This is a genomic window from Cellulomonas sp. Root137 (assembly GCF_001426725.1).
Taxonomy (GTDB): Bacteria; Actinomycetota; Actinomycetes; order Actinomycetales; family Cellulomonadaceae; genus Cellulomonas.
The window spans coordinates 1,096,862-1,122,600 of record NZ_LMFG01000001.1 but is presented as its reverse complement, the minus strand read 5'-3'; the positions used below and the strand labels follow the sequence as shown (position 1 = coordinate 1,122,600).

Annotated in this window: 29 protein-coding genes and 1 tRNA gene; 10 read left to right on the top strand and 20 right to left on the bottom strand. The window is 73.5% G+C overall.

Annotated elements, in window-relative coordinates; all coding sequences use genetic code 11:
• Nucleotides 1-13 precede the first annotated feature (13 nt).
• A complete protein-coding gene (locus ASD18_RS05455) occupies nucleotides 14-652 on the top strand; it encodes a hypothetical protein (RefSeq protein WP_056087755.1) in 639 nt (212 codons plus the stop codon).
• Between the two features lie 4 nt (nucleotides 653-656).
• Here ASD18_RS05455 and dtd read toward each other — a convergent pair whose 3' ends face one another.
• From dtd to ASD18_RS05415, 8 genes are read right to left on the bottom strand one after another with little or no spacing between them, the layout of a single operon-like run.
• A complete protein-coding gene (gene dtd / locus ASD18_RS05450) occupies nucleotides 657-1,094 on the bottom strand; it encodes a D-aminoacyl-tRNA deacylase (RefSeq protein WP_056087750.1) in 438 nt (145 codons plus the stop codon).
• Nucleotides 1,091-2,038, bottom strand: coding sequence for an asparaginase (locus tag ASD18_RS05445; protein WP_369817278.1), 948 nt, complete (start codon nucleotides 2,036-2,038; stop codon nucleotides 1,091-1,093). Before ASD18_RS05445 ends, dtd begins: the two co-directional genes overlap by 4 nt.
• Nucleotides 2,039-2,049: 11 nt before the next feature.
• The gene (locus tag ASD18_RS05440) at nucleotides 2,050-2,388 is read right to left on the bottom strand and encodes a DUF2516 family protein (RefSeq protein WP_056087745.1); all 339 of its coding nucleotides are present in this window, start codon (nucleotides 2,386-2,388) and stop codon (nucleotides 2,050-2,052) included.
• A gap of 19 nt (nucleotides 2,389-2,407) precedes the next feature.
• Nucleotides 2,408-2,827, bottom strand: coding sequence for a type II toxin-antitoxin system VapC family toxin (locus tag ASD18_RS05435; protein WP_056087742.1), 420 nt, complete (start codon nucleotides 2,825-2,827; stop codon nucleotides 2,408-2,410).
• Between the two features lies 1 nt (nucleotide 2,828).
• Nucleotides 2,829-3,089: a type II toxin-antitoxin system Phd/YefM family antitoxin gene (locus ASD18_RS05430; RefSeq protein WP_056087740.1), complete on the bottom strand. Its 261-nt coding sequence runs from the start codon at nucleotides 3,087-3,089 to the stop codon at nucleotides 2,829-2,831.
• Nucleotides 3,090-3,122: 33 nt separating this feature from the next.
• The gene (locus ASD18_RS05425) at nucleotides 3,123-4,223 is read right to left on the bottom strand and encodes an aromatic acid exporter family protein (RefSeq protein WP_056087736.1); all 1,101 of its coding nucleotides are present in this window, start codon (nucleotides 4,221-4,223) and stop codon (nucleotides 3,123-3,125) included.
• Between the two features lie 7 nt (nucleotides 4,224-4,230).
• Entirely contained in the window at nucleotides 4,231-5,418 is a 1,188-nt protein-coding gene (locus tag ASD18_RS05420) for a folate-binding protein YgfZ (protein ID WP_056087733.1), read from the bottom strand.
• Entirely contained in the window at nucleotides 5,418-5,999 is a 582-nt protein-coding gene (locus ASD18_RS05415; RefSeq protein ID WP_056087731.1) for an FABP family protein, read from the bottom strand. Before ASD18_RS05415 ends, ASD18_RS05420 begins: the two co-directional genes overlap by 1 nt.
• Nucleotides 6,000-6,178: 179 nt before the next feature.
• Here ASD18_RS05415 and ASD18_RS05410 point away from each other — a divergent pair, with 179 nt between their 5' ends.
• The gene (locus ASD18_RS05410; RefSeq protein ID WP_056087725.1) at nucleotides 6,179-6,550 is read left to right on the top strand and encodes a DsrE family protein; all 372 of its coding nucleotides are present in this window, start codon (nucleotides 6,179-6,181) and stop codon (nucleotides 6,548-6,550) included.
• Here ASD18_RS05410 and ASD18_RS05405 read toward each other — a convergent pair.
• The 3 genes from ASD18_RS05405 to ASD18_RS05395 all read right to left on the bottom strand — a co-directional run bounded on the left by ASD18_RS05405 (nucleotide 6,547) and on the right by ASD18_RS05395 (nucleotide 8,298).
• A complete protein-coding gene (locus tag ASD18_RS05405; RefSeq protein WP_056087722.1) occupies nucleotides 6,547-7,008 on the bottom strand; it encodes a DUF4395 domain-containing protein in 462 nt (153 codons plus the stop codon). The genes ASD18_RS05410 and ASD18_RS05405 overlap by 4 nt on opposite strands.
• An 88-nt stretch (nucleotides 7,009-7,096) precedes the next feature.
• Complete coding sequence (locus ASD18_RS05400; RefSeq protein ID WP_056087719.1) at nucleotides 7,097-7,561, bottom strand: thioredoxin family protein; 465 nt, start codon at nucleotides 7,559-7,561, stop codon at nucleotides 7,097-7,099.
• A gap of 2 nt (nucleotides 7,562-7,563) precedes the next feature.
• The gene (locus ASD18_RS05395) at nucleotides 7,564-8,298 is read right to left on the bottom strand and encodes a hypothetical protein (protein WP_056087716.1); all 735 of its coding nucleotides are present in this window, start codon (nucleotides 8,296-8,298) and stop codon (nucleotides 7,564-7,566) included.
• 231 nt (nucleotides 8,299-8,529) lie between these two features.
• Here ASD18_RS05395 and ASD18_RS05390 point away from each other — a divergent pair, with 231 nt between their 5' ends.
• The 3 genes from ASD18_RS05390 (at nucleotide 8,530) to ASD18_RS05380 (ending at nucleotide 11,561) form a co-directional block, all read left to right on the top strand.
• The gene (locus tag ASD18_RS05390; RefSeq protein ID WP_056087713.1) at nucleotides 8,530-9,258 is read left to right on the top strand and encodes a response regulator transcription factor; all 729 of its coding nucleotides are present in this window, start codon (nucleotides 8,530-8,532) and stop codon (nucleotides 9,256-9,258) included.
• A 70-nt stretch (nucleotides 9,259-9,328) separates the two neighbouring features.
• Nucleotides 9,329-10,609 carry a Na+/H+ antiporter NhaA gene (gene nhaA / locus ASD18_RS05385; protein ID WP_056087710.1) on the top strand — a complete coding sequence of 427 codons (1,281 nt, stop codon included), beginning with the start codon at nucleotides 9,329-9,331 and terminating at the stop codon, nucleotides 10,607-10,609.
• A 10-nt stretch (nucleotides 10,610-10,619) separates the two neighbouring features.
• Nucleotides 10,620-11,561 carry an alpha/beta fold hydrolase gene (locus ASD18_RS05380; protein WP_056087708.1) on the top strand — a complete coding sequence of 314 codons (942 nt, stop codon included), beginning with the start codon at nucleotides 10,620-10,622 and terminating at the stop codon, nucleotides 11,559-11,561.
• On the opposite strand, the gene nth is transcribed toward ASD18_RS05380, so the two are convergent.
• Complete coding sequence (nth, locus tag ASD18_RS05375; protein ID WP_235522269.1) at nucleotides 11,551-12,249, bottom strand: endonuclease III; 699 nt, start codon at nucleotides 12,247-12,249, stop codon at nucleotides 11,551-11,553. The two genes, ASD18_RS05380 and nth, sit on opposite strands and share 11 nt — an antisense overlap.
• A gap of 177 nt (nucleotides 12,250-12,426) precedes the next feature.
• Between nth and ASD18_RS05370 the strand changes: the two genes are divergently transcribed.
• Both ASD18_RS05370 and ASD18_RS05365 read left to right on the top strand, forming a co-directional pair.
• Nucleotides 12,427-12,852, top strand: coding sequence for a hypothetical protein (locus ASD18_RS05370; protein WP_056087706.1), 426 nt, complete (start codon nucleotides 12,427-12,429; stop codon nucleotides 12,850-12,852).
• Between the two features lie 125 nt (nucleotides 12,853-12,977).
• Nucleotides 12,978-13,655 (top strand): Crp/Fnr family transcriptional regulator, encoded by a 678-nt coding sequence (locus tag ASD18_RS05365; RefSeq protein ID WP_056087703.1) that lies wholly within the window; start codon nucleotides 12,978-12,980, stop codon nucleotides 13,653-13,655.
• 5 nt (nucleotides 13,656-13,660) lie between these two features.
• Here the strand turns inward: ASD18_RS05365 and ASD18_RS05360 are convergent, their stop codons facing one another.
• Genes ASD18_RS05360 through ASD18_RS05355 form a run of 3 tightly spaced genes read right to left on the bottom strand, consistent with a single transcriptional unit; the run spans nucleotide 13,661 to nucleotide 14,647 of the window.
• Entirely contained in the window at nucleotides 13,661-14,155 is a 495-nt protein-coding gene (locus ASD18_RS05360; protein ID WP_056087700.1) for a RidA family protein, read from the bottom strand.
• The gene (locus tag ASD18_RS20990; RefSeq protein ID WP_146925896.1) at nucleotides 14,155-14,313 is read right to left on the bottom strand and encodes a DUF4177 domain-containing protein; all 159 of its coding nucleotides are present in this window, start codon (nucleotides 14,311-14,313) and stop codon (nucleotides 14,155-14,157) included. Before ASD18_RS20990 ends, ASD18_RS05360 begins: the two co-directional genes overlap by 1 nt.
• A 40-nt stretch (nucleotides 14,314-14,353) precedes the next feature.
• On the bottom strand, nucleotides 14,354-14,647 hold the full coding sequence (locus tag ASD18_RS05355; RefSeq protein WP_369817249.1) for a WhiB family transcriptional regulator: 294 nt from the start codon (nucleotides 14,645-14,647) through the stop codon (nucleotides 14,354-14,356).
• Between the two features lie 243 nt (nucleotides 14,648-14,890).
• Between ASD18_RS05355 and ASD18_RS05350 the strand changes: the two genes are divergently transcribed.
• From ASD18_RS05350 to ASD18_RS05340, 3 genes are all read left to right on the top strand, one after another.
• On the top strand, nucleotides 14,891-17,314 hold the full coding sequence (locus ASD18_RS05350; RefSeq protein WP_082573547.1) for a transglycosylase domain-containing protein: 2,424 nt from the start codon (nucleotides 14,891-14,893) through the stop codon (nucleotides 17,312-17,314).
• Nucleotides 17,311-18,264, top strand: a complete 954-nt coding sequence (locus ASD18_RS05345; protein WP_056087697.1) for a metallophosphoesterase — start codon at nucleotides 17,311-17,313, stop codon at nucleotides 18,262-18,264. The genes ASD18_RS05350 and ASD18_RS05345 overlap by 4 nt, the downstream gene beginning before the upstream one ends.
• 48 nt (nucleotides 18,265-18,312) lie before the next feature.
• A tRNA-Pro gene (locus ASD18_RS05340) sits at nucleotides 18,313-18,386 on the top strand.
• A gap of 57 nt (nucleotides 18,387-18,443) precedes the next feature.
• Here ASD18_RS05340 and ASD18_RS05335 read toward each other — a convergent pair.
• From ASD18_RS05335 to ASD18_RS05315, 5 genes are all read right to left on the bottom strand, one after another.
• Nucleotides 18,444-19,307: a DUF4097 family beta strand repeat-containing protein gene (locus ASD18_RS05335; protein ID WP_056087694.1), complete on the bottom strand. Its 864-nt coding sequence runs from the start codon at nucleotides 19,305-19,307 to the stop codon at nucleotides 18,444-18,446.
• On the bottom strand, nucleotides 19,304-19,972 hold the full coding sequence (locus ASD18_RS05330; RefSeq protein ID WP_056087691.1) for a response regulator transcription factor: 669 nt from the start codon (nucleotides 19,970-19,972) through the stop codon (nucleotides 19,304-19,306). Before ASD18_RS05330 ends, ASD18_RS05335 begins: the two co-directional genes overlap by 4 nt.
• Nucleotides 19,960-21,300: a sensor histidine kinase gene (locus tag ASD18_RS05325; RefSeq protein ID WP_056087687.1), complete on the bottom strand. Its 1,341-nt coding sequence runs from the start codon at nucleotides 21,298-21,300 to the stop codon at nucleotides 19,960-19,962. The genes ASD18_RS05330 and ASD18_RS05325 overlap by 13 nt, the downstream gene beginning before the upstream one ends.
• A gap of 128 nt (nucleotides 21,301-21,428) precedes the next feature.
• Complete coding sequence (locus ASD18_RS05320; RefSeq protein WP_056087684.1) at nucleotides 21,429-24,707, bottom strand: glycoside hydrolase family 48 protein; 3,279 nt, start codon at nucleotides 24,705-24,707, stop codon at nucleotides 21,429-21,431.
• Nucleotides 24,708-24,951: 244 nt separating this feature from the next.
• Complete coding sequence (locus tag ASD18_RS05315) at nucleotides 24,952-25,737, bottom strand: ABC transporter permease (protein WP_056087681.1); 786 nt, start codon at nucleotides 25,735-25,737, stop codon at nucleotides 24,952-24,954.
• Nucleotides 25,738-25,739: the final 2 nt, after the last annotated feature.

The following is a 25,739-nucleotide window of genomic DNA, read 5'->3' as shown; positions in this document are numbered from 1 at the left end:
GGGAGGGCATGCCGTGACGACCACCTCTGCCGACCTGTTCCCGTCGGACCAGCACGCGAACCCCCGATGGGTCGCCCGCGCTGTCGGGCTGCTCGTCCTGTGGGCTGCCTGGACCTTCGCGATCGCCGCCGTGCTGCTCGTCACCGGGACCGCGGGCAGGTCGTCCGACTGGCTGGTGGCCGTCGTCGCGATGCTCACCGCGCTCGCCCCGACGTGGCTCGTCGTCCGGGCGGCACGCCGGCGATGGGCGATCATGGCCGGTTCGGCCGTGGTCCTGCTCGGGCTCGGGCTGGCGCTCGGCACGCTCGGCGGTCCGAGCCTCGCCCGCATGACGAGCGTCGGGGCGTCCCTCCCGGTCGCGACCGGGGCGCAGCTGATGACCACGGCGAGCGTCGAGAACGCCCTGTGCATGCAGGAGTGCTCGCGGGTGGTCCACCTGTACGCCGTGCCGGATCCGGGCGCCGCCCAGTCGGAGGTGGGCGCGGGCCTCGTGGCGTCGGGGTGGCGGGCGGAGAACGCCGGTGGGTTCTGCCGCGACGGCTTCGGGGTGACGTTCGTCGACGGCGCGGACCCGGCCGTGGTCGACCCACCCGCCGCGCCGACCGGGCTCGAGCTGATGAGCGTCGTGACCACCGACTGCGGGCACATCTAGCGCGTCAGGCGTCGGGCACGGACTCCAGCAGGATCGTCACCGGGCCGTCGTTGACCAGCTCGACGGCCATGTCCGCGCCGAACACCCCGGTGGCCACCTCCAGCCCGCGGGCGCGCAGCGCGTCGACGACCGCGTCCACCAGCGGCTGCGCCACCGGCCCGGGTGCGGCGGCGTTCCACGTGGGCCGGCGGCCCTTGCGGGTGTCGGCGTAGAGCGTGAACTGGCTGACGACGAGCACCGGAGCACCGACGTCGACCGCGCACTGCTCGTCACGCAGGATGCGCAGCTCCGCGATCTTGCGCGCGATCAGCTCGACCTGCGCGGCCCCGTCCCCCGGCGTCACCCCGACCAGCGCGACGAGACCGGCCCGGTCGATCGCGCCGACGACGATCCCGTCGACCGTGACCGACGCGCGCGTGACGCGCTGGACCACCGCCCTCATGTGCCGAAGGCCGCGACGACCTCGCCCACCGGGGCACCGTGGCCCAGCACGGGCGTGAGCCCGACGGGCTCGACCAGCGCGGGGTCGACGCCGGCCACCACCAGGGCAGCAGCGAGGACGGCCGGCCTCGGGCGCGCCGAGCCGTCGAGGATCTTCACCGCCACCGCCCCGCCGTCGGGCAGACCGGCCGCGTAGACCCCGTCGGCGCCGTCCTTGGCCACGAGCCCGGGGACCGCTTCCATGAACCGGGTGGCGTCCCGGCCGGTCCCCGCGACGTGCCAGGGGTGCGCGGACATCGCCCTCCCCACGCGCGCCTCGAGCCCGTCGCCCGACGCCAGGCGCGCGAACGACCGGGCCAGCCCGCGCAGCGTCGTGGAGAACAGCGGGGCACCGCAGCCGTCGACCGTCGCCAGCTCCACCGGGACGCCGGTCAGCTCCCCGATCACGGCCCGGGTGGACAGCTGCAGGGGGTGCTCGGGGTCGAGGTACCCGTCGGTGGACCAGCCGGCCGCGACGCACGTGGCCAGCATGCCCGCGTGCTTGCCCGAGCAGTTCTGCGTGAGCGGCTCGGTGCCGTGCCCGTCCGCGCGCCACTGCCACGCGGAGTCGGCGTCCAGCGGCCAGTCGGGGGTGTTCCGCAGGTCGTCGGCACCCAGCCCGGCAGCGGCCAGCAGACCTCGGACGACGTCGAGGTGCCCCGGCTCGGCGTTGTGGCTGGCGCACACGAGCGCGAGCGTGGCGCCGTCGACGTCCAGTCCCGCGCGGAGCATCGCGACCGCCTGCAACGGCTTGAGCGAGGACCTCGCCCAGAGGGTCCCGTCGGCGTCGCCGAGCACCAGCCGCTCCGACCCGTCGGGCGCGAGGACGACCACGTGGCCGGCGTGCACGGACTCGACGAGCCCCCCGCGCAGCACCCGCGCCAGCGGGACCGCGTCGGTGCCGATGTCGGGCACGCTCACCAGCCGCCGGACGGACCGCTCGGGCCTCGGGGGCCACGACGGCGCGAGTACGGCGTGACGGCCGGCTTGACGTCCACGAGGTAGACGATGGCGCCCACCGCGGCCAGCAGGGCCAGGAACGACGGCAGGTGCGGCACGCCCGGGATGGGGATCACGCTGAACGAGACAGCCGTGGCCACACCGACGATCGCCCCCCAGAAGCCCTTGGTCCGCTTGCCCGCCTGCGGGAACGCGCTCGCGGGCCGCCGGAGCAGGTCGATGAGCGCCCACAGGCTCAGCCCGAAGATGGCGATGTAGAAGACGAAGAAGATGACGACCTGCGCGCTGGCGATCACGGGGTGAGCCTACGAGACGTCACGGCACCACGAGCAGCCCCTCGGCCCGCGCCGCGGCGACGAGGTGGTCGTCCCAGGCCGCCACGACCAGGTCCGGGGACCGCAGCTGCAGCGCCGACGCGAGGTGCAGGGCGTCGGCCGCACGCAACGGGTGCCTGCCGACCAGCGCGGCCGCCGCCTCGGTCACCACGTCCCGCAGCTCCAGCACGTGCAGCGCGGGCCACAGCCGCTCCCACGCGGCCAGCGCCTGCGCGGCGGCCTCCCCGTCGAGGCGACCCGCCCGACGGCCACCCGCGAGCACCGCCCGCACCTCGGCGTCCGCCAGCCGGGACGTGACCACGAGGTCGGCGCCGTCCCAGAGCGCAGCGACGAGAGCGGACCCCGGCTCGGCGACGCAGAGCTTCACCAGCGCGCTGGTGTCCAGGTAGACGATCGCCATCTCAGCGGCGCAGCCGGCGGACCAGGTCCGAGACCCCGCCCTTGGCAGCGGACCGGTCGCCCGACCGGGCGGTGGGCCGCGTGGTCGTGGCCGGCGTCAGCAGGCCGTCGCGCTCGAGCCGGCTGAGCAGGTCCGCCGACTCGATGCCGCTGAGCCGGGCCACGGGGATCCCGCGCTCGGTGATCACCACGTCCTCCCCGGCGCGCGCCGCCTCGATCCACTGCCTGAGCTCTGCGCGCAGCGCGCTGACCGGGACGTCCACGCAGCGACCGTACCGAACCCGCGGGTCCGCGGGTCAGATCTGCGGCAGGGAGTCGCGGGCCTCGCGCGGCGGGACGCCGGCCGCCTCCAGCAGGTCGACCACCAGCGAGCGCTGCAGCAGGACGAGGCTCTGCACCTGCCAGTCGCGGGCGGCCAGCTGGAACGGGTCGAGCGCCCCGGCGACGGCGAGCAGCTGCGACCGTGCCCGCTCCGGGTCGCGCCCGGAGCCCAGGGCGGCGGCGAGCTCGTCGGCCGCACGCGCGGTGTCCTCCACCTGCGCGGCGATCGTCGTCAGGTCGTGGCTCTGCGCGTCCACCGTCGACCGGGACCGGCGGGCCAGGACGCGGGCGTTGCGCATGGCGCGGTCGATGAGCACCGCGTTGCCACCGAGCCCCGCCAGCTCCTCGCGGTACTTGCGGATGGCCGGGGACACCCGGGCCAGCTCGGTCGCGCTCGTCGCGGTCTCGGACCACTCGTCGAGGGCCGGCTGGGACGCCCGCCCGCGCACCAGCGCGTCCTGCACGTCGTCCGTCGACCCGGTCCGCAGCCCGCTGGCCAGGAGGCGGAGCACGGCGGCCAGGTCCTCCACCGCGGCCCGCGCGAGGGTCCGCAGGTGCCGCCGCGGGTCGCGCGGGGTGAGCAGCGCGACCGCGAGCGCCACCGCACCGCCGATCGCGGCATCGATCCACCGGCCGAGGGGACCACCGGTCGCGGCGACCGCGGGCAGGCCGACGATGACCAGCGCCTGCACGCCCGCCTGCGTGGTGAGCATCCCGCCGCGGTCGAGGAACCGGGCCAGGATCGCGGCGATGAACAGGACCACGGCGACCTGCCAGGGACCGTTGCCGATGAGGTGCACCAGCAGGTCCCCGAGCCCGACGCCGATAGCCACCCCGACCGCCAGCTCCGCCACCCGCCGCACGGACCGGTCGGTGGTGAACCCGAGGGCGATCCAGGCGCTGACGGGCGCGAAGAACGGGTACGGGTGACCCACGGCGTACTTGGCGATGGCGAACGAGATCGCCGCGGCCAGCGACGCCTGGAGGATCGGGAACCAGGCCGCCCGCACGCGGGACGACCCCTGCCGGACCCGCGCCCTGATCACCAGGCGGGCGCGTGAGTCGGTGCCCGTCACGAGGAGCTCACAGCATCGGGTGCTGCCCCAGGCCGCGGGTCAGGGGTCCGCGGGCGGCCGGGCGGTCCACGGACACCCCGTCACCGGGCACGATCTGCTCCTGCCCGGCGGCGACCGCACCAGCCTCGCTGTCGACCACCAGCTCGGTGTCCGACGGCACCGACCGCTTCACCACGGCGAGCGCGACCGGGCCGAGCTCGTGGTGCCGCGCGACGGTGGTCACCTGACCGACCACCCGTCCGGGCTCCTGCGAGCTGTCCGTCTTCACCACGTCGTGCACCGCGGCACCGGGCTCGGGCAGCAGGTGCCCGGACCCGTCGAGGTGCAGCATCACCAGGCGGCGCGGCGGCCGGCCGAGGTTGTGCACGCGGGCGACCGTCTCCTGCCCGCGGTAGCAGCCCTTGGTCAGGTGCACGGCGGTGCGCAGCCAGTCGAGCTCGTGCGGGATGGTCCGGTGGTCGACCTCGTGGGACGCGCGCGGACGCCACGCCTCGACACGGGCGGCCTCGCTGGCCCACGTGCCGACGAGCGGCCAGCCGGCGGCCTCCCGGGCGCGCACCTCCTCGACCAGCCGGTCGCGCGGCACCAGCACGAGCCGCCAGTCGCGGTCCGCGCCGGGGTGCTCGTCGTCGGCCGGCCCGTACCGCGTGCCGCCGACGCCGGTGGTCGGCCACGGGTCGCGCCAGGTGATCCGCTCGTCCGCGGTGCCCTCCGCGTCGACGGGCTCGCCGATCGCCGCCCAGTCGTCGGTCACGTCCGCGATCTCGACCCGGAGCATGAACTTCATCCGGTTCAGCCACGCAGCGAGCCCGATCGGCGTCTCGGTGAGCAGCCAGGTGGTCTCGCCGTCGTCGACCACGCCCGCCGCGTGCTCGACGTGCCCCTGCGGGCTGAGCACCAGCAGCTCGGTCGACGTCCGCGGGGCCAGCGCGGTCAGCTCCTGCGAGGTGATCGAGTTCAGCCAGGACAACCGGTCCGGACCGGTGACGGTGACCACGCCCAGATGGGACTGGTCGACCACGGCGCCGCCGCGGGACAGGGCGCGCTGCTCGGCCGTCGGGTCGCCGTAGTGCCACGCGACGCCGTCGTCGGGACCCGCGGCCCGGACCGCACCCCGCCGGGCCAGCAGGGGGCTGCTGTGCCGCGGGGGCTCGCCGTGCGATGCCGGGGTCTCTACGGGTGCGTCGGTGGTCATCAGGCCTCGTCGTCGGAGAGGGCCTCGGCGCGCGCGAGGCGGCCGGAGGCGTAGGACTGCATGGGGTGGCCGAACGCCGCGATGTCGTGCGCCCACATGAGCTCACCGTTCACCAGGCCGTACAGGCGCTTGCCGGCGCTGACCTCGGCACCGCTGGCCGCGCGGACGATCGCGTCGCTGACCAGGTCGATCCGGCCCTTGCCCACCGCGCCGATGTACAGGGCGACATGGCCCGACGGGTCGGCGACCAGCAGCTCGACCGGGTGCTGCTCCTCGGTGAGTCCCCAGTCGGTGGGCCGCTCGGGCGGGATCCGCCAGTAGCCGGACTCCGTCTGCCAGACCGGGGCGGGCGGCTCGTCCTCGAGCGCGGCCGTGTCGGACGGCGCCACGACGAGCCGGATGGTCGACGTGTACGACAGGTACGGTCCGCCGTCGCTGGCGATGACGATCTCCTGCGTGAACGTCGCCTCGTCGATGCCGGGGTAGTCGACGACTCCCTCACCGCGCCAGGTGCCGAGGAGCCAGGCCAGAGGGTAGACCTCGGGAGCGAGCCCCTCGGGGTCGGGCAGCACGAACGGCACAGCGGTCCTCCCAGTCAGTCAGGGCATGACGTCAGCGCTGGCCCTTGTAGAGCCGGTAGACGACGAAGCAGGCGAACCAGCCGATGACGAGCGTCGCCGCGACCAGCAGGCCGATGAAGACTCCCTCGAGTGCAGTCATGCCGACGATCCTAACGAGAGCGCACCCCTAACCTGTTCCGATGACCCCCACGCCACGCCCCCTCGTGATCAAGACCACGTCCGGCACCGAGCGCCCGGAGGCCACCAACCAGGCCTTCACGGTGGCCGCCGCGGCGGTCGCTGCCGGCGCCGAGGTCAGCCTCTGGCTCACGGGCGAGTCGGCGTGGTTCGCCCTGCCGGAGCGCGCGGGCGACCTGGTGCTCGAGCACGCGACCCCGCTCGCCGAGCTGCTGGACCTGGTGCTCGAGGGGGGTCGCGTGACCGTGTGCACGCAGTGCGCCGCGCGCCGGGGCATCGGGCCGGACGACGTGCTGCCCGGCGTCCGGATCGCGGGCGCCGCCGTGTTCGTCGAGGAGTCGCTCGCGGAGCGCGCGCAGGCGGTCGTCTACTAGGCGGTCCGGCCCGAGCGCACGCGCAGGCCGAGCAGGTACAGCTCGCACCCGAGGCACAGGCCGAACACCGCGTTGAGGAACGCCGCCACCAGGGCGAACGCGGCCGCGACGGGCACGGCGGCGCTCACGCCGGCGAGCCCGAGCACCAGACCGGCGCCGGTGATGAGCAGGCCGACCAGCTGCGCGAACGTCGGCGGGCGGGGGTCCTCGAGCTCGGTCGGCGGCGCCAGGCGCGGGCGGACGACCTTCTTGAACACCCAGCCCTGCCAGGTGCGGCCGATGCCGCCGAACGCCCCGAGCGCGAAGCTCGCGACGACCACCGCGAGGACCACGTAGGCCGCGGGGGTGGTGCCGAGCAGCAGCACGGCGACGAGCAGGACGAGGGTGACGGCGGCGCCGAAGCGCGGGCCGCGGGGATCGATGCCGGCGGGGGCGTCAGTGCGTACGGGCGTGCTCATGGGGGCTCCTGGGGTCGTGCGAGGGGGTGGGGGTCCGTCGGCCGGGATCACCGCACGGCCGGCAGTCGCCCCCCGGAGGAGCGCGGCGTCAGACGGCGGGGACCCCGCCCGGACACGACGCCTCGAGCGCAGCGAGCGCGTGGCGACGGTCGGTGGCACCGGACATGCGACCGACCACGACGCCGTCGGCGTCGAGCAGGAGCGTGGTCGGGGTGCGCATGATGCCGAAGCGTCGCACGAGATCGAGGTGCTCGACCACGTCCATCTCGACGTGTGAGAGGCCCTCGCGCTCGGACACCAGCTGCGCGAGCACCGCGTGGGTGCGGCGGCACGGTGCGCAGACCTCGCTGGAGAACTGCACGAACGTGGCCCGGGCGCCGAGCGGAGCACCCAGCTGGGCCGCGGTCAGGCGCGAGTCGTCGGCGGCGTCCGCCGGAGCCGACGCCAGCAGCGCCGGGTCGACCGCGGTGTACCGGCCGTTGCGCGCACGCCACCAGAGCCCGAGCACGGTGGCCAGGGCAAGCACGGCGACGACGAGGACGATGCGGGGCACGGTCAGCCCACCAGGACCCGGCCGACGACGTACACGAGGATGCCGGTCACCGTCACCGGCAGGGTCACCGCGGCGAGCGACGGCCAGCGGCGCTCGAGCGAGGGCAGCTGGTCGAAGAGCGCGTGCAGGGTGGCGACGAGGATGCCGACCGCGAGGCCCAGCAGCGCACCGGCGAGGGGATCGATCCCGGGGAGCAGCAGCGCGCCCAGGGTGCCGGCAGCGGCCGACGCGCCCGCCGTGACCAGCGCACCGACCCACGGCGCCAGGTGCAGCGCCACCACGGCGGAGCCCACGGCCAGCGCCAGCGCCCCGGCGACGACGATCGGCTCGCCCCCGGGGGTCCGGCCGATCGCGACCCAGCCGGACACCGCGACGGCGACGAGGGTCCCGGCGACGGTCCCCGACACCGACTCGACCAGCCGGGTGCGGCCGTCGCGACGCAGGAGCTCGTTGACGAACGCCAGCAGGATCGCCGCCGCGAACACCACCGGCAGGTCCCGCAGGTACGGCTGCGTGGTGGTGAGGTGGACGACCGTGACGGCCCCGACTCCCCCGAGCGCGACCACGGCGGCGGAGCCCGGGATGAACGGGAGGCCTGCGAGGGCCGGCCAGCCGAGCGCGAAGACGACCGCGAGCACGGCGGCGGTGATGCTCAGCGGGAGGCCGCCGAGGTAGCCGGCGACGGCGACGGCGGCGGCGAGCACGGCCGTGACGACCGCCCGGGTGGCGAGCTGCATGGGTCTCCTACCGTCCCGCGGGGGTCACGGACGCCGACGGCGAGAGCGCGCACGGGCGACCGGTCTGCAGGGAGGGGAGGAGCACGCCGCCGATTGTCGCATCTCGGCACCGTTTCACCCGCGTTACAGGTCATCCGTGTGGGGGATGCCACGCCAGCCCTCGACACAGCCGCGCAACCTGGCCGTAGCGCGCGGTACCGTGGCCCCCACTCGCACGCGGGGAGGTTCCAGGTGGCAGATCTGCTGCTGCTCACTCCAGCGTCCGGGGGCTCCGCCCAGGTGCTCCCGGCCCTCGGTCTGTTGTCCCATCGCGTCCGTGTGCTCCCCGTCGAACCGTCGGCTCTCGTGGACGCACCGGATGCGGACATCGTCGTGCTCGACGCGCGGCGGGACCTGGTCACCGCCAGGACCACGTGCCGGCTCCTGCGCGCCACCGGCCTGACCGTCCCCCTCATCCTCGTGCTCACCGAGGGCGGCCTCACGGTCGTCACCGCCGAGTGGGGCGCGGACGACATCATCCTGGAGACGGCCAACCCGGCCGAGGTGGAGACGCGCTTCCGGCTCGTCATGGAGCGCGCGGCCACCGCGGGCTACGACGACGCCCCGCAGGAGATCTCGTCGGGCGAGCTCACCATCGACGCCGGCGGCTACACCGCTCGCCTGCGCGGGCGGCCCCTGGACCTCACCTACAAGGAGTTCGAGCTCCTCAAGTACCTCGTGCAGCACCCCGGCCGCGTGTTCACGCGCGCCCAGCTGCTGCAGGAGGTCTGGGGCTACGACTACTACGGAGGCACCCGGACGGTCGACGTGCACGTCCGACGCCTGCGCGCCAAGCTCGGGCCCGAGCACGAGCAGCTCATCGGCACGGTCCGCAACGTCGGCTACCGCTTCGACCCGCCGAAGGACCGCCGCGGCGCCGTCGAGGGTCGCGCCGAGCTACCGGAGCCCGCGGAGGCGTAGCCCGCTAGCCTGACCCCAGGTGTGCCGGGAAGCCTGGTCGGCAGTCGCTCCCGCCTGCCCGGAGGTCCACGTGCCCACCCCCGCCCGCCGCCTGTTCGCCGCCCTCTCCCCCGGTTCCGAGCGCAACCTGCTCGACACCCTGCGCGAGGAGCGCGTCGGCGGCGCGCTGCTGCTGGCCGGGACGGTCGTCGCCCTGCTCTGGGCCAACGTCGACCCGTCGTCCTACACGGCGGTCTCCGACACCGTCGTCGGACCCGCGGCGCTGCACCTGGACCTCACGTTGGCCACCTGGGCGACCGACGGCCTGCTGGCGGTCTTCTTCTTCGTCGTCGGCCTCGAGCTCAAGCGCGAGATCGTCGCCGGAGAGCTGCGCAACCCGAGCACCGCGGTGGTGCCCATCGTCGCGGCGGTCGGCGGCATGCTCGTGCCGGCGATCTTCTACCTGGCCGTCAACCTGACGGCGGCCGACGGGAACGCGCGCGGCTGGGCCGTGCCGACGGCCACCGACATCGCGTTCGCGGTCTCCGTCCTCGCGATCGTCGGCCGCAGCCTGCCGAACGCCCTGCGCGCGTTCCTGCTCACGCTCGCCGTGGTCGACGACCTGCTGGCGATCATCGTGATCGGGGTCGTCTACACCGAGTCCGTCTCGGCCCTCTGGCTCGGCGCCGGCGCCGCCACCGTGGTCGTGTTCGCGCTCGTCATCCGGCGGGGGTGGGTCAGCGGGTGGCTGCTGGTGCCGCTCGGGGTGGTGGCGTGGGCCGCGGTGCACGCGTCCGGGGTGCACGCGACGATCGCCGGCGTGGCGCTGGGTCTCGTCGTGCCGGGCACGCAGGAGGCCACCCGACGGGCACTGCACCTGACGGAGCTTCCGAGCGAGTCGCTGGCCGAGCGGTGGGAGCACGCCTGGCGCCCGCTGTCCGCCGGCATCGCGGTGCCGGTGTTCGCGCTGTTCGCCGCCGGGGTCACGCTCACGGCCGACGCGCTGCAGACGACCTTCGCCGACCCCGTGGCACAGGGGGTTGCCCTGGGCCTGGTGCTCGGCAAGCCGATCGGCATCCTCGGCGCCACGTACCTGGTCGCCCGCTTCACGCGCGCCGCGCTGGCCCCCGGGCTCGGCTGGGCCGACGTCGGCGCGGTCGGGCTGCTCGGCGGGATCGGGTTCACCGTGTCCCTCCTGGTGGGCGAGCTGGCGTTCGGGGCCGGCAGCCCGCACGACGAGCACGTGGTCGTCTCGGTGCTGGTCGCGTCGCTCGCCGCCGCCCTGCTCGGCGGTGGCGCCCTCGCGCAGCGCGACCGACATCACGCCCGGGAGGCGGCGACAGCCTCCCGCACCGAGCGCGGGAACCGGTAGGTTCGCACCGATGAGCACCGTCGACTCCGCCTCGCTCCTCATCGACGGCCCCTGGGAGCACCGCTACGTGGCCGCGAACGGCGCACGGTTCCACGCGGCTGTCGCCGGCCCCGACGACCGGGACGCACCCCTGGTCGTCCTGCTGCACGGCATCCCGCAGTTCTGGTGGGCCTGGCGGCACCAGCTCCCCGCCCTCGCCGACGCGGGGTACCGCGTGGCGGCCATGGACGTGCGTGGCACGGGCGGCTCGGACAAGCCGCCGCAGGGCTACGACGTCCCCACGCTGGCGGCGGACGTGGCCGGCGTCATCCAGTCGTTGGGTGCCGCGGACGCGGTGGTCGTCGGCAGCGGCACGGGTGGCGAGATCGCGTGGGCGATGGCCGGTCTGCACCCCGAACGGGTCCGCGCGGTCGGGGCCCTGGCCGCGCCGCACCCGCTGGACACCCGCGGGCACCTGCGAGCGGCGGTCCGCCCCGCCGCCCTGCGGCGGCTCGCGTTCGCCCAGCTCCCGTCGTTCCCGGAGCGCGCCCTCATGGAGGGCGATCTCGTGGCCCGCCTGCTGCACGAGTGGGGCGGCGCGCGCGGCTGGCTGGACGCCCGCGCCGAGGCGACGTACCGGTCCGCCGCGCGCGTGCCGTTCGCGGCGCACAGCCAGATGGAGCAGCTGCGCTGGCTGGTCCGCTCGATGCCGCGCCCCGACGGTCGGCGCTACCACGCGGACCTCGAGGAGAACACCCGGGCCCTGCCCGTGCTCCAGCTGCACGGGGGCCGGGACGGGCTCCGCCCGGCGTCGCACGCCACCTTGTCCAAGGACACGGCCGCCCTGGTCGCGTCCCGCTACCAGTTCGAGCTGCTGCCGCAGGTGGGGCACTTCCCCGCCGAGGAGGCCCCGGACCGCGTCACCGAGCTGCTCCTGGCCTGGCTGCGCGAGACCGTCCCCGCTATGGCTTGACGAGCGCCGCCGCCTTCACCGGATCGAGCTCCCCGATGCCGGCCGACGGGCACATCGACGCCACCGGGCAGGCGCCGCACGCCGGCTTGCGCGCGAAGCACGTGCGCCGGCCGTGGAAGATCAGCCGGTGCGAGGCCATGGTCCAGTCCTTGCGCGGCAGCAGGGCGCCGAGCTCCTTCTCCACCACCACGGGGTCCTCGCTGGTGGTGTAGCCGAGCCGCGTGGACAGGCGCATGACGTGGGTGTCCGTGGTGATGCCGGGGATGCCGAACGCGTTGCCGAGCACCACGTTGGCGGTCTTGCGCCCGACGCCGGGCAGCGTGACCAGGTCGGTCAGCCGAGGCGGCACCTGTCCGCCGAACCGCTCGACCAGGTCCCGGGACAGGCCCATGACCGACCTGGCCTTGGCCCGGAAGAACCCCGTGGGCCGCAGGATCTCCTCCAGCTCCTCGGGGTTGGCCGCCGCGAGCGCGGCCGCGTCGGGGTAGCGCGCGAACAGGATCGGCGTGGTGAGGTTCACGCGGACGTCGGTGGTCTGCGCCGAGAGCACCGTGGCCACCAGCAGCTCGAACGGCGAGGTGAAGTCCAGCTCGCAGCGCGCGTCCGGGTACCGCACGGTCAGGGCACGGTCGACGCGGCGCGCTCGTCGGGTGCGGGCAAGGGGCGACTCGATGTCTGCTCCGATCACCTCGGCAGCGTACGACCCGGTGCCGACACCCGTTCGGGGAGGCTCTGACCTCCGGTGCTGCTCCCTTGGAGTGATTCGGGGGCGCACACGGCGACCCGCGCTCAAGGTCGACCCGTACCGGGCCGAAACCAGACATCGAGCCCGTCCGACGTTTCCGTCTGAGGAGGACCTGTCCGCATGACGCCCCCCGTCGAGCAACGGGTCAGTGATCTCCGCCTCGACCGGCGCGCGTTGCGTGCGGAGCACGCCCGGGTCACCTGGTGGCGTCGGCTGGTCCGGGCCCGCCTTGACCTTGCGGTCGCCCAGGCAGCCCGCCCGCAGACGCTCGGCGAGGACGTCGCGTTCCAGCTCCCGCTGGAGGTCGGGCTCGACGTCCCGCGCCCGGCGGCGCTCGCCGCGGTGCTCGCCGACGCGGGAGACGAGGGCGTCGGCGCCGACGTGGGCCGCCTGCACGAGCTGCGCGCACTGGACGAACAGCTCTCCACCTACGCCGCGGGCGTCGAGGCCGCCCTCACCCGCGCCACCGACCGCCTCATCACCCGGCTGGCGGTGGACCCCGGGGTGGTCGTCGCCGGGCTTCGCGAGCCCTTGGGCCGCGGATGACGCCCACCATGGGGCAGACTGAGAGCCGCGCAGGCCGCTGACCAGCAGTCGGTGCGTCTGGACCCAGAGGTGAGTGATGCCGCGACCGGGACGATCCGGTCAGCGGCCAGAGAGGTGAGGTCCCTGTGGAGGACGACATCGTGCTGTCGGCGCCGCTGTTCGCCGGGCTCGACCAGGAGTCGTCGGAGGCGCTCGTCGCGTCGATGAAGCCGATCGACATCGCCCGCGGCGACGCCCTGTTCCACGAGGGTGAGCCGGGCGACCGGCTCTACGTCGTGCGCGAGGGCAAGATCAAGCTGGGCCGACGCTCCAACGACGGACGCGAGAACCTCCTGGCCGTCCTCGGCCCGGGCGAGATGTTCGGCGAGCTCAGCCTGTTCGACCCGGGTCCCCGCACCGCGACCGCGACCGTCGTCGCCGACGCGGTGGTGCTCGAGCTCGGTCACAGCGACCTCATCCGCTGGCTCCAGGACAAGCCCACCGTGGCGCCGCACCTGCTCCAGGCGCTCGCCCGCCGGCTGCGCCGGACCAACGAGGCGCTCGCCGACCTGGTCTTCTCGGACGTGCCCGGCCGCGTCGCCAAGGCGCTGCTCGACCTGTCGACCCGCTTCGGCGAGAAGGTCGACGAGGGCATCCGCGTGGCGCACGACCTGACGCAGGAGGAGCTGGCGCAGCTGGTCGGTGCCTCGCGGGAGACCGTGAACAAGGCGCTCGCCGACTTCGCCGCCCGCGGGTGGGTGCGCCGCGAGGGCCGCGCGGTGGTCCTGCTCGACGTGGAGCGACTGGAGCGTCGCGCCCGCTGACGCGGTCAGGCCAGCTCGACCACGATCTCGACCTCGACCGGCGAGTCCATCGGCAGCACGGCAACGCCCACGGCCGAGCGCGCGTGCACGCCGGCGTCGCCGAGCACCGCGTGCAGCAGCAGGCTCGCGCCGTTGACGACGGCCGGCTGGCCGGTGAACGCGGGGTCGCTGGCCACGAAGCCGACGACCTTGACCACGTGCACGATCCGGTCGAGCGCGTCGGCGCCCCGCGGCCCACCCTCGGCGGCGACGACCGCGGCGACAGCCGCGAGCGCGTTGAGCGCGGACGTCCGGGCGTGGCCGGCGGCGTCCTCCGGGGTGACCAGGCCGGCACCGACGCCGACCTTGCCGGTGGCCGGCAGGGCCCCCGCCACGAAGGGCAGCTGCCCACTGGTGTAGACGTAGGACCCGGACCGCACAGCCGGCAGGTACGCGGCGAGCGGCAGCGCCACCTCGGGGAGCTCGAGCCCGAGCTCGGCGAGGCGGGCAGCGGCGCCCATCAGGACTCCTTGGGCCGCTTGAGGTAGGCCACGAGGCCGGCGTCAGGGCCCTGGATCACCTGCACGAGCTCCCACCCGTCGGCGCCCCACTGATCGAGGATCGCCTTGGTGGCGTGAATGATGAGCGGAATCGTCGCGTACTCCCACTGCGTAGCCATGCGGCTCACCCTAGGGCCACGCGCCGGTGTCGGAGCGCTCTCACGAGCCGTCGACGGCGTCCGACCCGACCAGCTCGGTCCGCCAGGACCGCACCTCCGGTCGGCGCCGGAGCAGGGCCCGGCGCTCGCGCTCCGTCATGCCGCCCCAGACCCCGAAGTCCATGCGGTTGTCGAGCGCGTCCGCCAGGCAGGCGAGCCGTACGGGGCAGCTGGTGCACACCGTGCGGGCCTCGCGCTGGGCGGCCCCCTCGACGAACAGCGCGTCGGGCGCGAGCTTGCCCTTGCCGCATGCCGCGAGCGCGGTCCAGTGCGTGTCCTGCACGAGTGTGGTCACGCATCCTCCCGAGCACGCCGACGGGGCGTGCCGTGGCAACCGCACCCGAGTCCTGCCGGGAAACTAGCGCTCCGACGACCACTCTGGCGAGACTCCGTTCGGGTCATTCCGTCAGATGGACGCTTGACCGGGTCGGAGCGGGTGCAGTCACGGTCGTCGAGAGCATGTGCAGGTCCCGTGCAGGTCGGGGCGTCCGGCCCGATCCGTGGCAGCCCTGACAGGGGCGCCTACTACCCTGACGGCATGCCGAACCCTGCGCGCCAGCGCGGCCGACAGGTCAACGTCTTCCAGGCGTTGGCCCTCCTGCTCACCTTCGCGCTCGTCGCGGGCGTGGGCGGGGTGCTCGCCGCCGGTCTCGTCCTGCCCGGAGTCGCGGTCGCCAACGGCGTCACCGACCTGACGGTCACCGCGTTCGACGACCTGCCGACGGAGCTCGACCAGGGCACGCTGCCGGAGAAGTCGGTCATCAAGGCCGCGGACGGCACGCTGCTGGCGACGTTCTACCAGCAGAACCGTGTCGTCGTGCCTCTCACCGAGATCTCGCCGATGCTCCAGCACGCCGTGATCGCGACCGAGGACAAGCGGTTCTACCAGCACGCGGGCGTCGACCCCACGGGCATGCTCCGCGCGTTCGTGCAGAACCAGGCCAACGACGGCGGTCAGCAGGGCGCCTCGACGCTCACCCAGCAGTACATCAAGAACGTCCTCATCGACGCCGCTCTGGCCAAGGAGACCAAGGCCGAGCAGCTCGAGGCGATCCAGGCGGCGCGCGAGGCCGACGGCACCGAGGGCTACGCGCGCAAGCTGCGCGAGGCCAAGCTCGCCATCGCGCTCGAGAAGACGATGACGAAGGACGAGATCCTCGAGAAGTACCTGAACATCGCGCCGTTCGGTGCCTCGGTCTACGGCGCCGAGTCGGCTGCGCAGTACTACTTCACCAAGCCCGCGAAGGACCTGAACTACCTCGAGGCCGCCACGATCGCCGGCGTCACGCAGAGCCCGACCAAGTGGGACCCGGTGCTGAACCCCGAGGCCTCGCAGGAGCGGCGCAACCGCGTGCTCAAGCTCATGTACGAGCAGAAGTTCATCACGGAGGCCGAGTACGAGGCCGGCCGCGCCACCCCGCTGGCAGCCACCCTCCACCCCTCGCCGCTCAAGCAAGGCTGCATGACCGCGGGCGACGTGGTGCCCGGCTCCGGCTACTTCTGCGACTACGTCACCAAGGTCATCGGCAACGACCCGGCGTTCGGTGAGACCAAGAACGACCGCATCAAGCGCCTCTACCGCGGTGGCCTCACGATCACCACCACGCTGCAGCCCGGCGAGCAGGCCATCGCCGACGCCGAGGTCAAGAACGGCATCCCCGTCGACGACCCCTCGGGCGTGGCCAGCTCCATCGTCGTCGTCGAGCCCGGCACCGGGAAGATCACCGCGATGGCGCAGAACCGCCTCTACACCGCGGTGGCCGAGCACGGGGACCGCGAGACGCCGGTCAACTTCAACACCGACAACGCCTACGGCGGCGCGTCGGGCTTCCCGCCCGGCTCGACGTTCAAGCCGTTCACCCTCCTCGAGTGGCTCAAGCAGGGGCACAGCCTCCAGGAGACGGTCGACGGCAGCGTGCGGCCCCTGAACCAGAACATGTTCACCTCGTGCGGCGCCAAGGGCCGCAACGAGAAGTGGACCCCCGGCAACGCCGAGGGCAACGGCAAGACGATGACCGTGCTGGACGCCACCAAGAACTCGGTCAACCTGGCGTACCTGACCATGGCCATGCAGCTCGACCTCTGCGGGATCATGGACGGCGCCGCGCAGATCGGGATCCACAAGGCCGGCGGCAAGTCGGGCGAGGGCACCGCGGACCCGTACCCCGCCAACGTGATCGGGAGCAACTCGATCGCCCCGCTGTCGATGGCCGCCGCGTTCGCCACGTTCGCCGCCAACGGCACGTACTGCACGCCCATCGCCATCACCAGCGTGATCGACGCCGACGGTGTCGAGCTGGCGGTGCCGAGCGCCAACTGCAGCCCGGTGATCGACCCCAAGTACACGAGCGCCCTGACGTTCGCGCTGCGCAACGTCTGGCAGGGCACGGCCGACGGCGTCACGCCGCCCCCGTTCCCGACCGCCGGCAAGACCGGGACCACCAGCCACAACGAGCACACGTGGTTCGTGGGCTACTCGCCGCTGCGTGCCGCCGCGGTGTGGGTCGGCTACTCCGACGGCATGCGCCCGGTGCAGAACATCACGATCGCCGGCAAGAAGGTCCGGTACGCGTACGGCGCGACCATCGCGGCCCCGACCTGGAGCCGGTTCATGACCCAGGCGCTCTCCGGCGCGCCCAACGGCGACTTCCCGGCACCCGGTGACAAGGAGGTGTTCGGCGAGAAGGTGGCCGTGCCGTCCGTCGTCGGCCTCAGCGAGGCGGACGCACGCAACCGGCTCTCCGCTGCCGGGTTCCGTGCGTCGGTCGCTCCCGCGCAGGTGCCCTCCGCGCTCCCGGCCGGGGCGGTCGTCTCCCAGAGTCCGTCCGGCACCGCCGTGCGGGGCTCCTACGTGCAGCTGACCCTGTCCAACGGGCAGCCGCCCGTGGCACCGGTCGATCCGAACCAGCCGGGGCAGGGGCAGGGGCAGGGACCGCCTGACAACCGCGGCCGCAACCCGTGACGGACGGCGCCGGCCGCACGCTCGCCCGCACCGCCGGCGCCGTCGCGCTGGCCGGTGCGGGCGCGCTCGCGTACGCCTCGCTGATCGAGGTCCGCTGGTACACGCTGCGCGAGGTCACCGTCCCGGTGCTCCCGGCCGGTCAGGACCCCCTGCGCGTCCTGCACATCTCCGACCTGCACCTGACGCCGGGCCAGCGCAGGAAGGTCGACTGGGTGCGCGACCTGGCGTCGCTGGACCCGCACCTCGTGGTGAACACGGGCGACAACTGGGCCCACCTCGACGCGATGCCGGCGCTGCTCGAGGCGCTGGAGCCGCACCTCGCGGTGCCCGGTGCGTTCGTGCTCGGCTCCAACGACTACATCGCGCCGACGCCCAAGAACCCGGCCCGGTACCTGCTCCCCGACGCCCGCCGTCGGACCGCCGGACGCCCGGCGGAGCTGCCCTGGCGCGAGCTCACCGCCCGGTTCCGGTCGGCGGGCTGGATCGACCTCACCAACCGCCGGGACGTGCTCAAGGTCGACGGCCGCGTGCTCTCGCTCGTCGGCACCGACGACGCGCACCTCGACCGCGACCGGTTCCCTTCGGCCGGCGGTGACGACGACGCCCGCACCGGGTCGACCCCGGTGGACCTGCACCTGGGCGTCACGCACGCGCCGTACCGCCGCGTCCTGGACCAGCTGCACGCGGACGACGTGGACCTGGCGATCGCCGGGCACACGCACGGCGGACAGCTCGCCCTGCCGTTCTGGGGCGCCCTGGTGACCAACTGCGACCTGGACACCCGCCGCGCCAAGGGCCTGCACGGCTGGCCCGGTCCGCGTCCGGACCAGCCCGGGGGTGCGGGCTCCACGTGGATGCACGTGTCCGCGGGTCTCGGCACGTCGCCGTACGCGCCCGTGCGGTTCGCGTGCCGGCCCGAGGCGACGCTCCTCACACTCGTCGCTCCCTGATCCGGTTTCGTCGCAACCGGGGTCGTCGGCTATCCTTGCCAGGCTCCACGGGGTGTGGCGCAGCTTGGTAGCGCGCTTCGTTCGGGACGAAGAGGTCGTGGGTTCGAATCCCGCCACCCCGACAGACGAGAAAGGCCCCTGATCAGCAGATCTGCTGATCAGGGGCCCTTCTCGTGCGCTCAGCCGCGTGGTCGCAGGTACGCCGCGCTGCCGTCGCTGGTGCGGATCCGCACGTGGGTGGACGAGGTCGGGTCGACCTGGCCCTCGACCGTCTGCCGGCCGTCGGCCGTGGAGATGTCCAGCGCCACGGGCTCCCCCGTCCCGTACACCGTCACGTCGCCGTCGCTCGCCATGGCATCCACGTCCCCCTGCACCTCCGAGATGTCGGTGCGGCCGTCGCTGGTGCGGGTGGTGACCGAGCCAGAGACGTCCGAGACCGTGATCGAGCCGTCCGCGGAGCTCGCGTAGACCGAGCCGCGGATGTCGCTGACGTCGGTGCGGCCGTCGCTCGTGCGGATGCTCACGTCCCCGTCGATGTCCGACACGGACGACTCCCCGTCGCTCTGGTGGACGTCGAGCGGGCCGCTCAGGCCGGTCGCGGTGACGCCGCCGTCGCGGGCGCGGATGATCACCGACGTGCCGTCCGGCACCGTGACGTCCAGCGAGGTCGCGCAGAAGCCGGGCCGCCACCAGTCGCAGCGGTACTGCACCCGCAGCCGGTCGGCCAGCTCGTCGACCGAGTAGTGCGCGCGGGTGAGCGCCGTGGTCGCGGTGCGCTCCACCTCGACGCGGTCGCCGCCGGTGGTCACGGTGATCTGGCCGTCGGCGACCAGCTCGACCACCGGCGCGGCCGCGTAGTCGGCGCTCTCGGAGCGGGTGGTCGCGTCGTCGGACCCCATGACGAGCAGGTCGAGGGCGCTGAAGCCGGCGGAGACCAGCAGGAGGCCGCCGACGATCGCGCCGGTCCAGGTCAGCGCGCGTGCGCCGGGGCTGCGCGGTGTCGGACCCGCGGGGGCGGCCGGCCGCTCCAGGGTGGTGGTCATGGTCGTTCTCCGTTCGTGGGTTCGTGCTCCAACCAGCGCAGCACGGCGAGCACGCGGCGGTGGTCGTCGGCGGCCTGCGGGAGGTCGAGCTTGGTGAGGATGGAGGTCACGTGCTTCTCGACCGCCGGCAGGCCGACGACGAGGCGGTCGGCGATGGCGGCGTTGGAGCGGCCCTCCGCCATGAGACCGAGCACGTCCCGCTCGCGCGGGGTGAGGGTCTCGAGGCCCGAACGGCGGGTCCGGGCGAGGATCTGGGCGACGACCTCGGGGTCGATCACCGTGCCGCCGGCGGCCACGCGGCCGAGCGCGTCGAGGAACTCGTCCACGTCGGCCACCCGGTCCTTGAGCACGTAGCCGAGGCCGCGCACGTCCCCCGCGAAGAGCTCGCGGGCGTACCGCTGCTCGACGTACTGCGACAGGACGAGAACGGGCAGCTTCTTGTGCAGGCTGCGCAGGTGCACCGCGGCCCGCAGGCCCTCGTCGGTGTGCGACGGAGGCATCCGGACGTCGGTGACCAGCACGTCGGGGAGCTCGTCGTCGGGCCCGAGGGCGGCGACGACCTCGTCGGCGGTGGTGTAGCCGGTGACCTCGTGCCCTTCCGCCTCGAGCAGCCTGGTCAGGCCGTCGAGCAGCAGGACCGAGTCTTCGGCGATCACGATGCGCACGGCACCTCCACGGTGAGTCGGGTGCCGGCTCCGGCCGGGCTGTCCAGGTCGAACGTGCCGTCGAGGGCGGCGACACGGCTGCGCAGTCCGTCGAGCCCGCTGCCGGGTGTCGCGGTCGCTCCCCCACGGCCGTCGTCGGCGATGACGATCTGCAGGAGGGCGTCCGGGCTCACGGTGGCGGTGACCGTCACCTGCTGGGCGTCGGCATGCTTGGCGGCGTTGGTGAGGGCCTCGGCGACCACGAAGTAGGCGGCGGCCTGCGCGGACGTGCTGGCGCGGCTGAGGGCCGGTGGGTCGGGCACGTCGACACGGACCGGGACCGGGCTGCGGGCGGCCAGGGCGGACAGGGCGGCGTCGAGCCCGCGGTCGGTGAGCACGGCGGGATGGATGCCGCGGACCAGGTCGCGCAGCTCGGCGAGCGTCTCCTTGACCTCGCGGTGCGCGTGCTCCAGCGCGGCGGCGGCCTCGGGGTCGCTCGACACCTTCCGGCGGGCGGTGCCCAGCTCGACGCCGAGCGCGACCAGCCGCTGTTGCGCGCCGTCGTGCAGGTCCCGCTCGATGCGGCGGCGCTCGTCGTCGGCGGCGCCCACGGCGGCGGTGCGGGTCTCGGTCAGCTGGACCGCACGCCCCTCGGCCTGCGCGGCCCTGGCCTGTGCCTGCCGCGCCGCCTCGAGCGCCTCGGCCCGTGCGGAGGCCCCCAGCAGGGACCGCCCGATCCGGACGATCGCGAGGGACCCGGCCTGGGTGGCCAGGGCGGCGATCCAGGCGCACGCGAGCCCGGCCGGGACCATGAGGATCAGCGGGAAGGGCGGATGGGTGAGCCCGTTGGTCGCAGCGATCACCGGGTAGACCAGGCAGCCGAGCGCGAACCCGCCGGCGACGGTGACCAGGACGCTCTGGACCGTGAGGAGCAGGCCCGCGACCACCACGTAGGCCGAGTGCGCCCAGGTGCGACTGTCGGACAGGATCGCCCACCACGAGGCCCACACCCCGTCGCGCCGAGGGTAGGTCGGCGCCGAGATCTCGACCGCCAGCTGGGCCTCCAGCCGCGTCCGCTCGAGCTGGGCGAACGGCCGGCCCACCCACAGGGTGGCGACGAGCATCGGGATGCCGACCAGGAGCGCGACGAGCGACAGGGACAAGGACAGGGCGACGACCAGCCCGATCGCGGCGACCAGGAGGACGACGGATCCGACGACGAGCTGCGAGATCCCCCGCCACGTCGCCACCGACACGGGGGCCGCGGCGAGAGCGCGCAGGTCGGTGAACGCGGGGGCGACGACGCGCAGGTCGTCGGACACGCTGCCCGGGGACGTCGGTGAGGTCATGACAGTGACGCTAGGGGTCCGGGGCGACCGGCTGACAGCCTGACCACCCACCAGCACGCGGTGGGGTTTTCCCTACCCCGCGCAGGACGGGCCGGCCCTCCGCGGAGGACCGGCCCGTCGTCGGTGCGCTAGCCGATCGTGCAGGTGGCGCCGTTGAGCGTGAACGCCGTCGGGTTGGTGTTGGTCCCCGTGTGGGAGCCGTTGAACCCGATGTCGGTGCTCTGCCCGGCACCGAGGGTGCCGTTCCACGCCGCGTTCTTGGCGGTGACCGCCGTGCCCGACTGCGACCAGTCGGCGCTCCAGCCCTGCGTGACCTTCTGGCCGTTCGCGAACGTGAACCCGAGGGTCCAGCCGTTGAGGGCCGTCGTGCCGGTGTTGGTCACCTTGACGGAGGCCGTGAAGCCCGTGTTCCAGCTGCTGGCGGTGTAGGCCACCTTGCAGGAGCTGGTCGTCGTCGGGGACTTGGTGGTCACCGACAGGGCCGAGGACGCGGCGGAGACGTTGCCCGCGTTGTCCCGTGCCCGGACGGTGTACTGGTACGCCGTCGCCGCCGTGAGGCCGCTGTCCGTGTAGGACGCCGTGGCCGGCGTGCCGACCTTGGTGGTCCCCCGGTAGACGTCGTACCCGGCGAGGCCCGAGCCGCCCGTGTCCGTGGACGCGGTCCACGTGAGGGCGACGCTGGTCTCCGTGACCGTCGTCGCGACGAGGCCCGCAGGCACCGACGGGGCGATCGTGTCCACCGTGGTGGCCGGCAGCGTCGTCACCGACAGCGCGCTCGACGCCGCGGAGATGTTCCCCGCCACGTCACGCGAGCGCACGGTGTACGAGTACGCCGTCGCCGCCGTGAGGCCGGTGTCGGAGTACGACGTCGTCGTGGTGGAGCCGACCTTCGTCGCGCCCCGGTAGACGTCGTACCCGGCCAGGCCGGAGCCGCCCGAGTTGTCGGTCGACGCCGCCCAGCTCAGCGTGAGGCTGTTCTGGGTGACCGCGCTCGCGGCGAGGCCCGTGGGGACGCTCGGCGCGACCGTGTCGGTGGGCGTCGCCCTGGTGGTGACCGCGAGGGCCGACGAGGCGGCGGACACGTTGCCCGCCACGTCCTTGGCCCGGACGGTGTACGAGTACGCCGTCGACGCGGTCAGGCCGGTGTCGGTGTACGACGTGGTGGTCGAGGAGCCGACCAGCGCGCCACCCCGGTAGACGTCGTACCCGGCGACGCCGGAGCCACCCGTGTTGTCCGTCGAGGCCGTCCACGAGATCGTGGCCGACGTCGCAGTGGTCGTGCCGACGAGCAGACCGGTCGGGACGCTCGGCGCGACCGTGTCGGTCGGGGCGGGCGTCGAGAACAGCCGGTCGTAGTCCGCCATGGCCCCGGCGATGGCCGTCTGGGCCCAGAACCGGTGGAAGGTGAACGTCGGCGCGGCGCCGCCGTCCAGGTACGCCTGGACCTTGGACCACTGGGGGTCCTGCTTGTACCAGGAGCGGATGTCCAGGAACGAGACGCCCGGCTTGATGACGTCGCCGTTGGGCATCGTGCCCGTCCAGCCGGCCGGGATGTAGACCCCGTTGCCGCCCGCGACGTACGTGTCGTCGAACCGGCCGAAGTCCGTGCGGGTCTCCGGCGCGCTGACGCCCAGCGGGTCCTGGTTCGAGGCCCAGATGGCGTCGAGCAGGGCCTTGACCTTGGCCTGGATGGCGGTGTTCCCCGACTTGGCGGCGTAGAACAGGAGCGTGCGGGCGGTGTCGCCGGCGACGCCGACGTCCTGGCCGCTGCTCTTGACGACGACCTTGAGACCCGAGTTGGAACCCGGGCTCGCAGCGTTCCAGGTGTCCGGCTTGCCGGTCCAGGTCAGCTCCGACGGGACGGACCACGTGGAGCCCGAGACCGTGATGTTGGCCGCGGCCCACGGGGCCCACTTGTCGAGGATCGCCTTGGCCTGCGCGTTGCCCGACGCGTAGTACAGCTCCGCGACGCGCTGCATGCCCCACGCCTGCATGCCGAACCACTGGTTCGACGGCGGGTCGTTGTAGACCGGAGCCTCGGTGTAGCCCATGCCGTAGAAGGTCGGCGTGCCGGCCGGGGGCGTGGCGTACGCGCCGTCCCAGCTGTTGGTCGCGCCACCGGCGATGCCGCCCTCAGGGGCCTGCAGCCACTTGTAGAACTCGAGCTGGCGGGTCAGCGAGCTGGCCCAGTCCGACTTGGCGGTCGGCGACTTCGGCGTGAGGGCCGGGTCGGTGGACAGCACCCAGGCCGCGAGCGGGTTCTGGTAGCCGAAGTGCGCATGCGAGGACCCGATGCGCCAGGCCCAGCCGGCCGACGAGTCGAGCGCGCCGCCCCACGCGTAGTACCAGGAGAGCAGGCCGTGCGCGCTCTCCTTGCCGGAGCCGGCGGGGCACGACGGCGAGGTGCAGCCGACCGCCTTGAAGTACTTGTCGAACAGCGCGTAGCGCAGGTAGTCGCCCATCTTGGCGGCCTTGGCCACCGTGCCGGCGATCTGCGCCTGCTTGCCCTGCGCGGTCGCCCACTGGTTGGCCCAGTAGACGGCCTCGACCGCACGCGCGTCGGCGTCGGGGGCGTTGGTGTACTTCCACTGCTTGGCGTACGAGGCGTCCTTGGTGAAGAGGTCCAGGTAGCCGTTGGTGCCGCCGTACTTGAACTCCTCGCACGACGGCTGCGGGACGGTCTCCCAGACCGACTCCTGCGGGCCGCGCTGGAAGGTGTTGATGTAGGACGTGCCGGTGGCTGTCGGGCCGAGCTCGCAGCCCGCTCCCGGGGTGGCGCCGAACCCGTACTTGTTGTCGACGTCGGCGAGCCAGTGCATGCCGTACACGTCGGAGTTGCCGTAGGTGGCCTTCAGCTCCGCGCCGATCGGGTCCTTGCCCGACGTCACGCCGCTGTTCAGCTGCGACGGGTAGCTGCTCGGGTGGTTGAACTCCGAGGCGTACGTCGCCGGGCTGTTGGGGTTGTAGAACGAGTTGGTGGGCTGGTCCGCGCTCGTCGGGATCATGTACTTCTCGAGCGTGTCCCACGAGTGGTTGAACGGGGCCCAGTCCTCGGTGACCTGGCCGTAGAGCGCCTCGAGCCACACCCAGTAGGAGTACGCCTCCGACGTCGTCTCGTGGCCGTAGTCGGGCGCCTCGACGATGAGGGTCTCGACGGAGTGGTACGGGATGCCCTGGGGGCTGAAGTACCCGTTCGCCGGGTCCTTGAGCTTGTCGTACATGGTGAGGAACCGCTGGGTGTACTCGCCGTCGGCCACGGCGGCCTTGACGGGCGAGGCGGCCGGCACCGTGATGGTGGCCGGGCCGGCGGCCATGGCGGGCTGGATCCCGCAGATGGCCAGCAGCGATGCTGCGCTCAGGGTGGCCGTGGCCACCCAGGCAGATCGCCGTCGGGTCGATGAGGACATCTACTCGTACCTTTCTGGCTGTCGGATGCGCGCCCGCGTCGTCGCGGGTACGCCCCGCGCCCGCACGCAAGCGCGTGCGGGCGGTGACGGAGGTGCACGAAGGAACTGGCCCTCGGTGCCGGGTACTCCGCAACGGTGCGGGTGTCCGGGCAGACGGCGGCCGGGTCGGCGCCCACTTTCCGGCGGTGCACAGCCAGCGTCCAGACTCCTAAACGATTCGAGTGGGAGCGCGACCACATGGTCCTCAGGACCACCGGAAGAAGCGCGCCGCCACCGGCACCCCGACGACGGTCCACGCCACCAGGACCAGCAGCGACGTGGTGGGGAACGGCTGGCCGTACCAGGCCGCGGCGAGCGCCTCGCTGCCCGCCCCGAGGGGCGTATACCCCGCGATCGTCTGGACCACGTCGGGCATCAGGGGCAGCGGCAGCCACACCCCCGCGAAGAACAGCGAGACGAAGTAGACGGTCATCCCCCAGGCGGTCGCGGCGGCCGCGTTCGGTGCCAGCGCCGCGATCACGGACCCGACCGCGAAGGCCGCGAGGACGGTGAGCAGGAACGCGAGCAGCAGGACGAGTGGCTGGGCCGGCGCGGCCACGTCGACCACGGTCACGCCGAGCACGTACATGAGCACCGCCGCGACCAGCAGGGCGGCCAGGTTCACCAGCACCTGGGCGACCAGGATGCGCGACGGCGGCACGGGTGTGGCCGACAGCCGCTTGAGCACCCCCCGGCCGCGGTAGCCCGCGATGGTCTGCGGGTAGGAGGAGAGGCCGACCGTCGCCACCGCGAGGGCCAGGACGGTCGGGGCGTAGCCGGTGATGCCGTTGATCTGCGACAGGACCGGGTCCTGGTCGTTGAACGGCAGGTCCGCCCACGGCATCACCAGGCCGAGCACGGTGAGCAGGACGGCGGGGAAGAGGATCGCGAAGAACGCTCCCGACGGCTCCCGCAGGAAGAGCCGGGCCTCGACCGTGGTCAGGCGGGCCTGGGCGCCCGTGAGGGACGCGGTGACGCTCGAGCTGGACATGG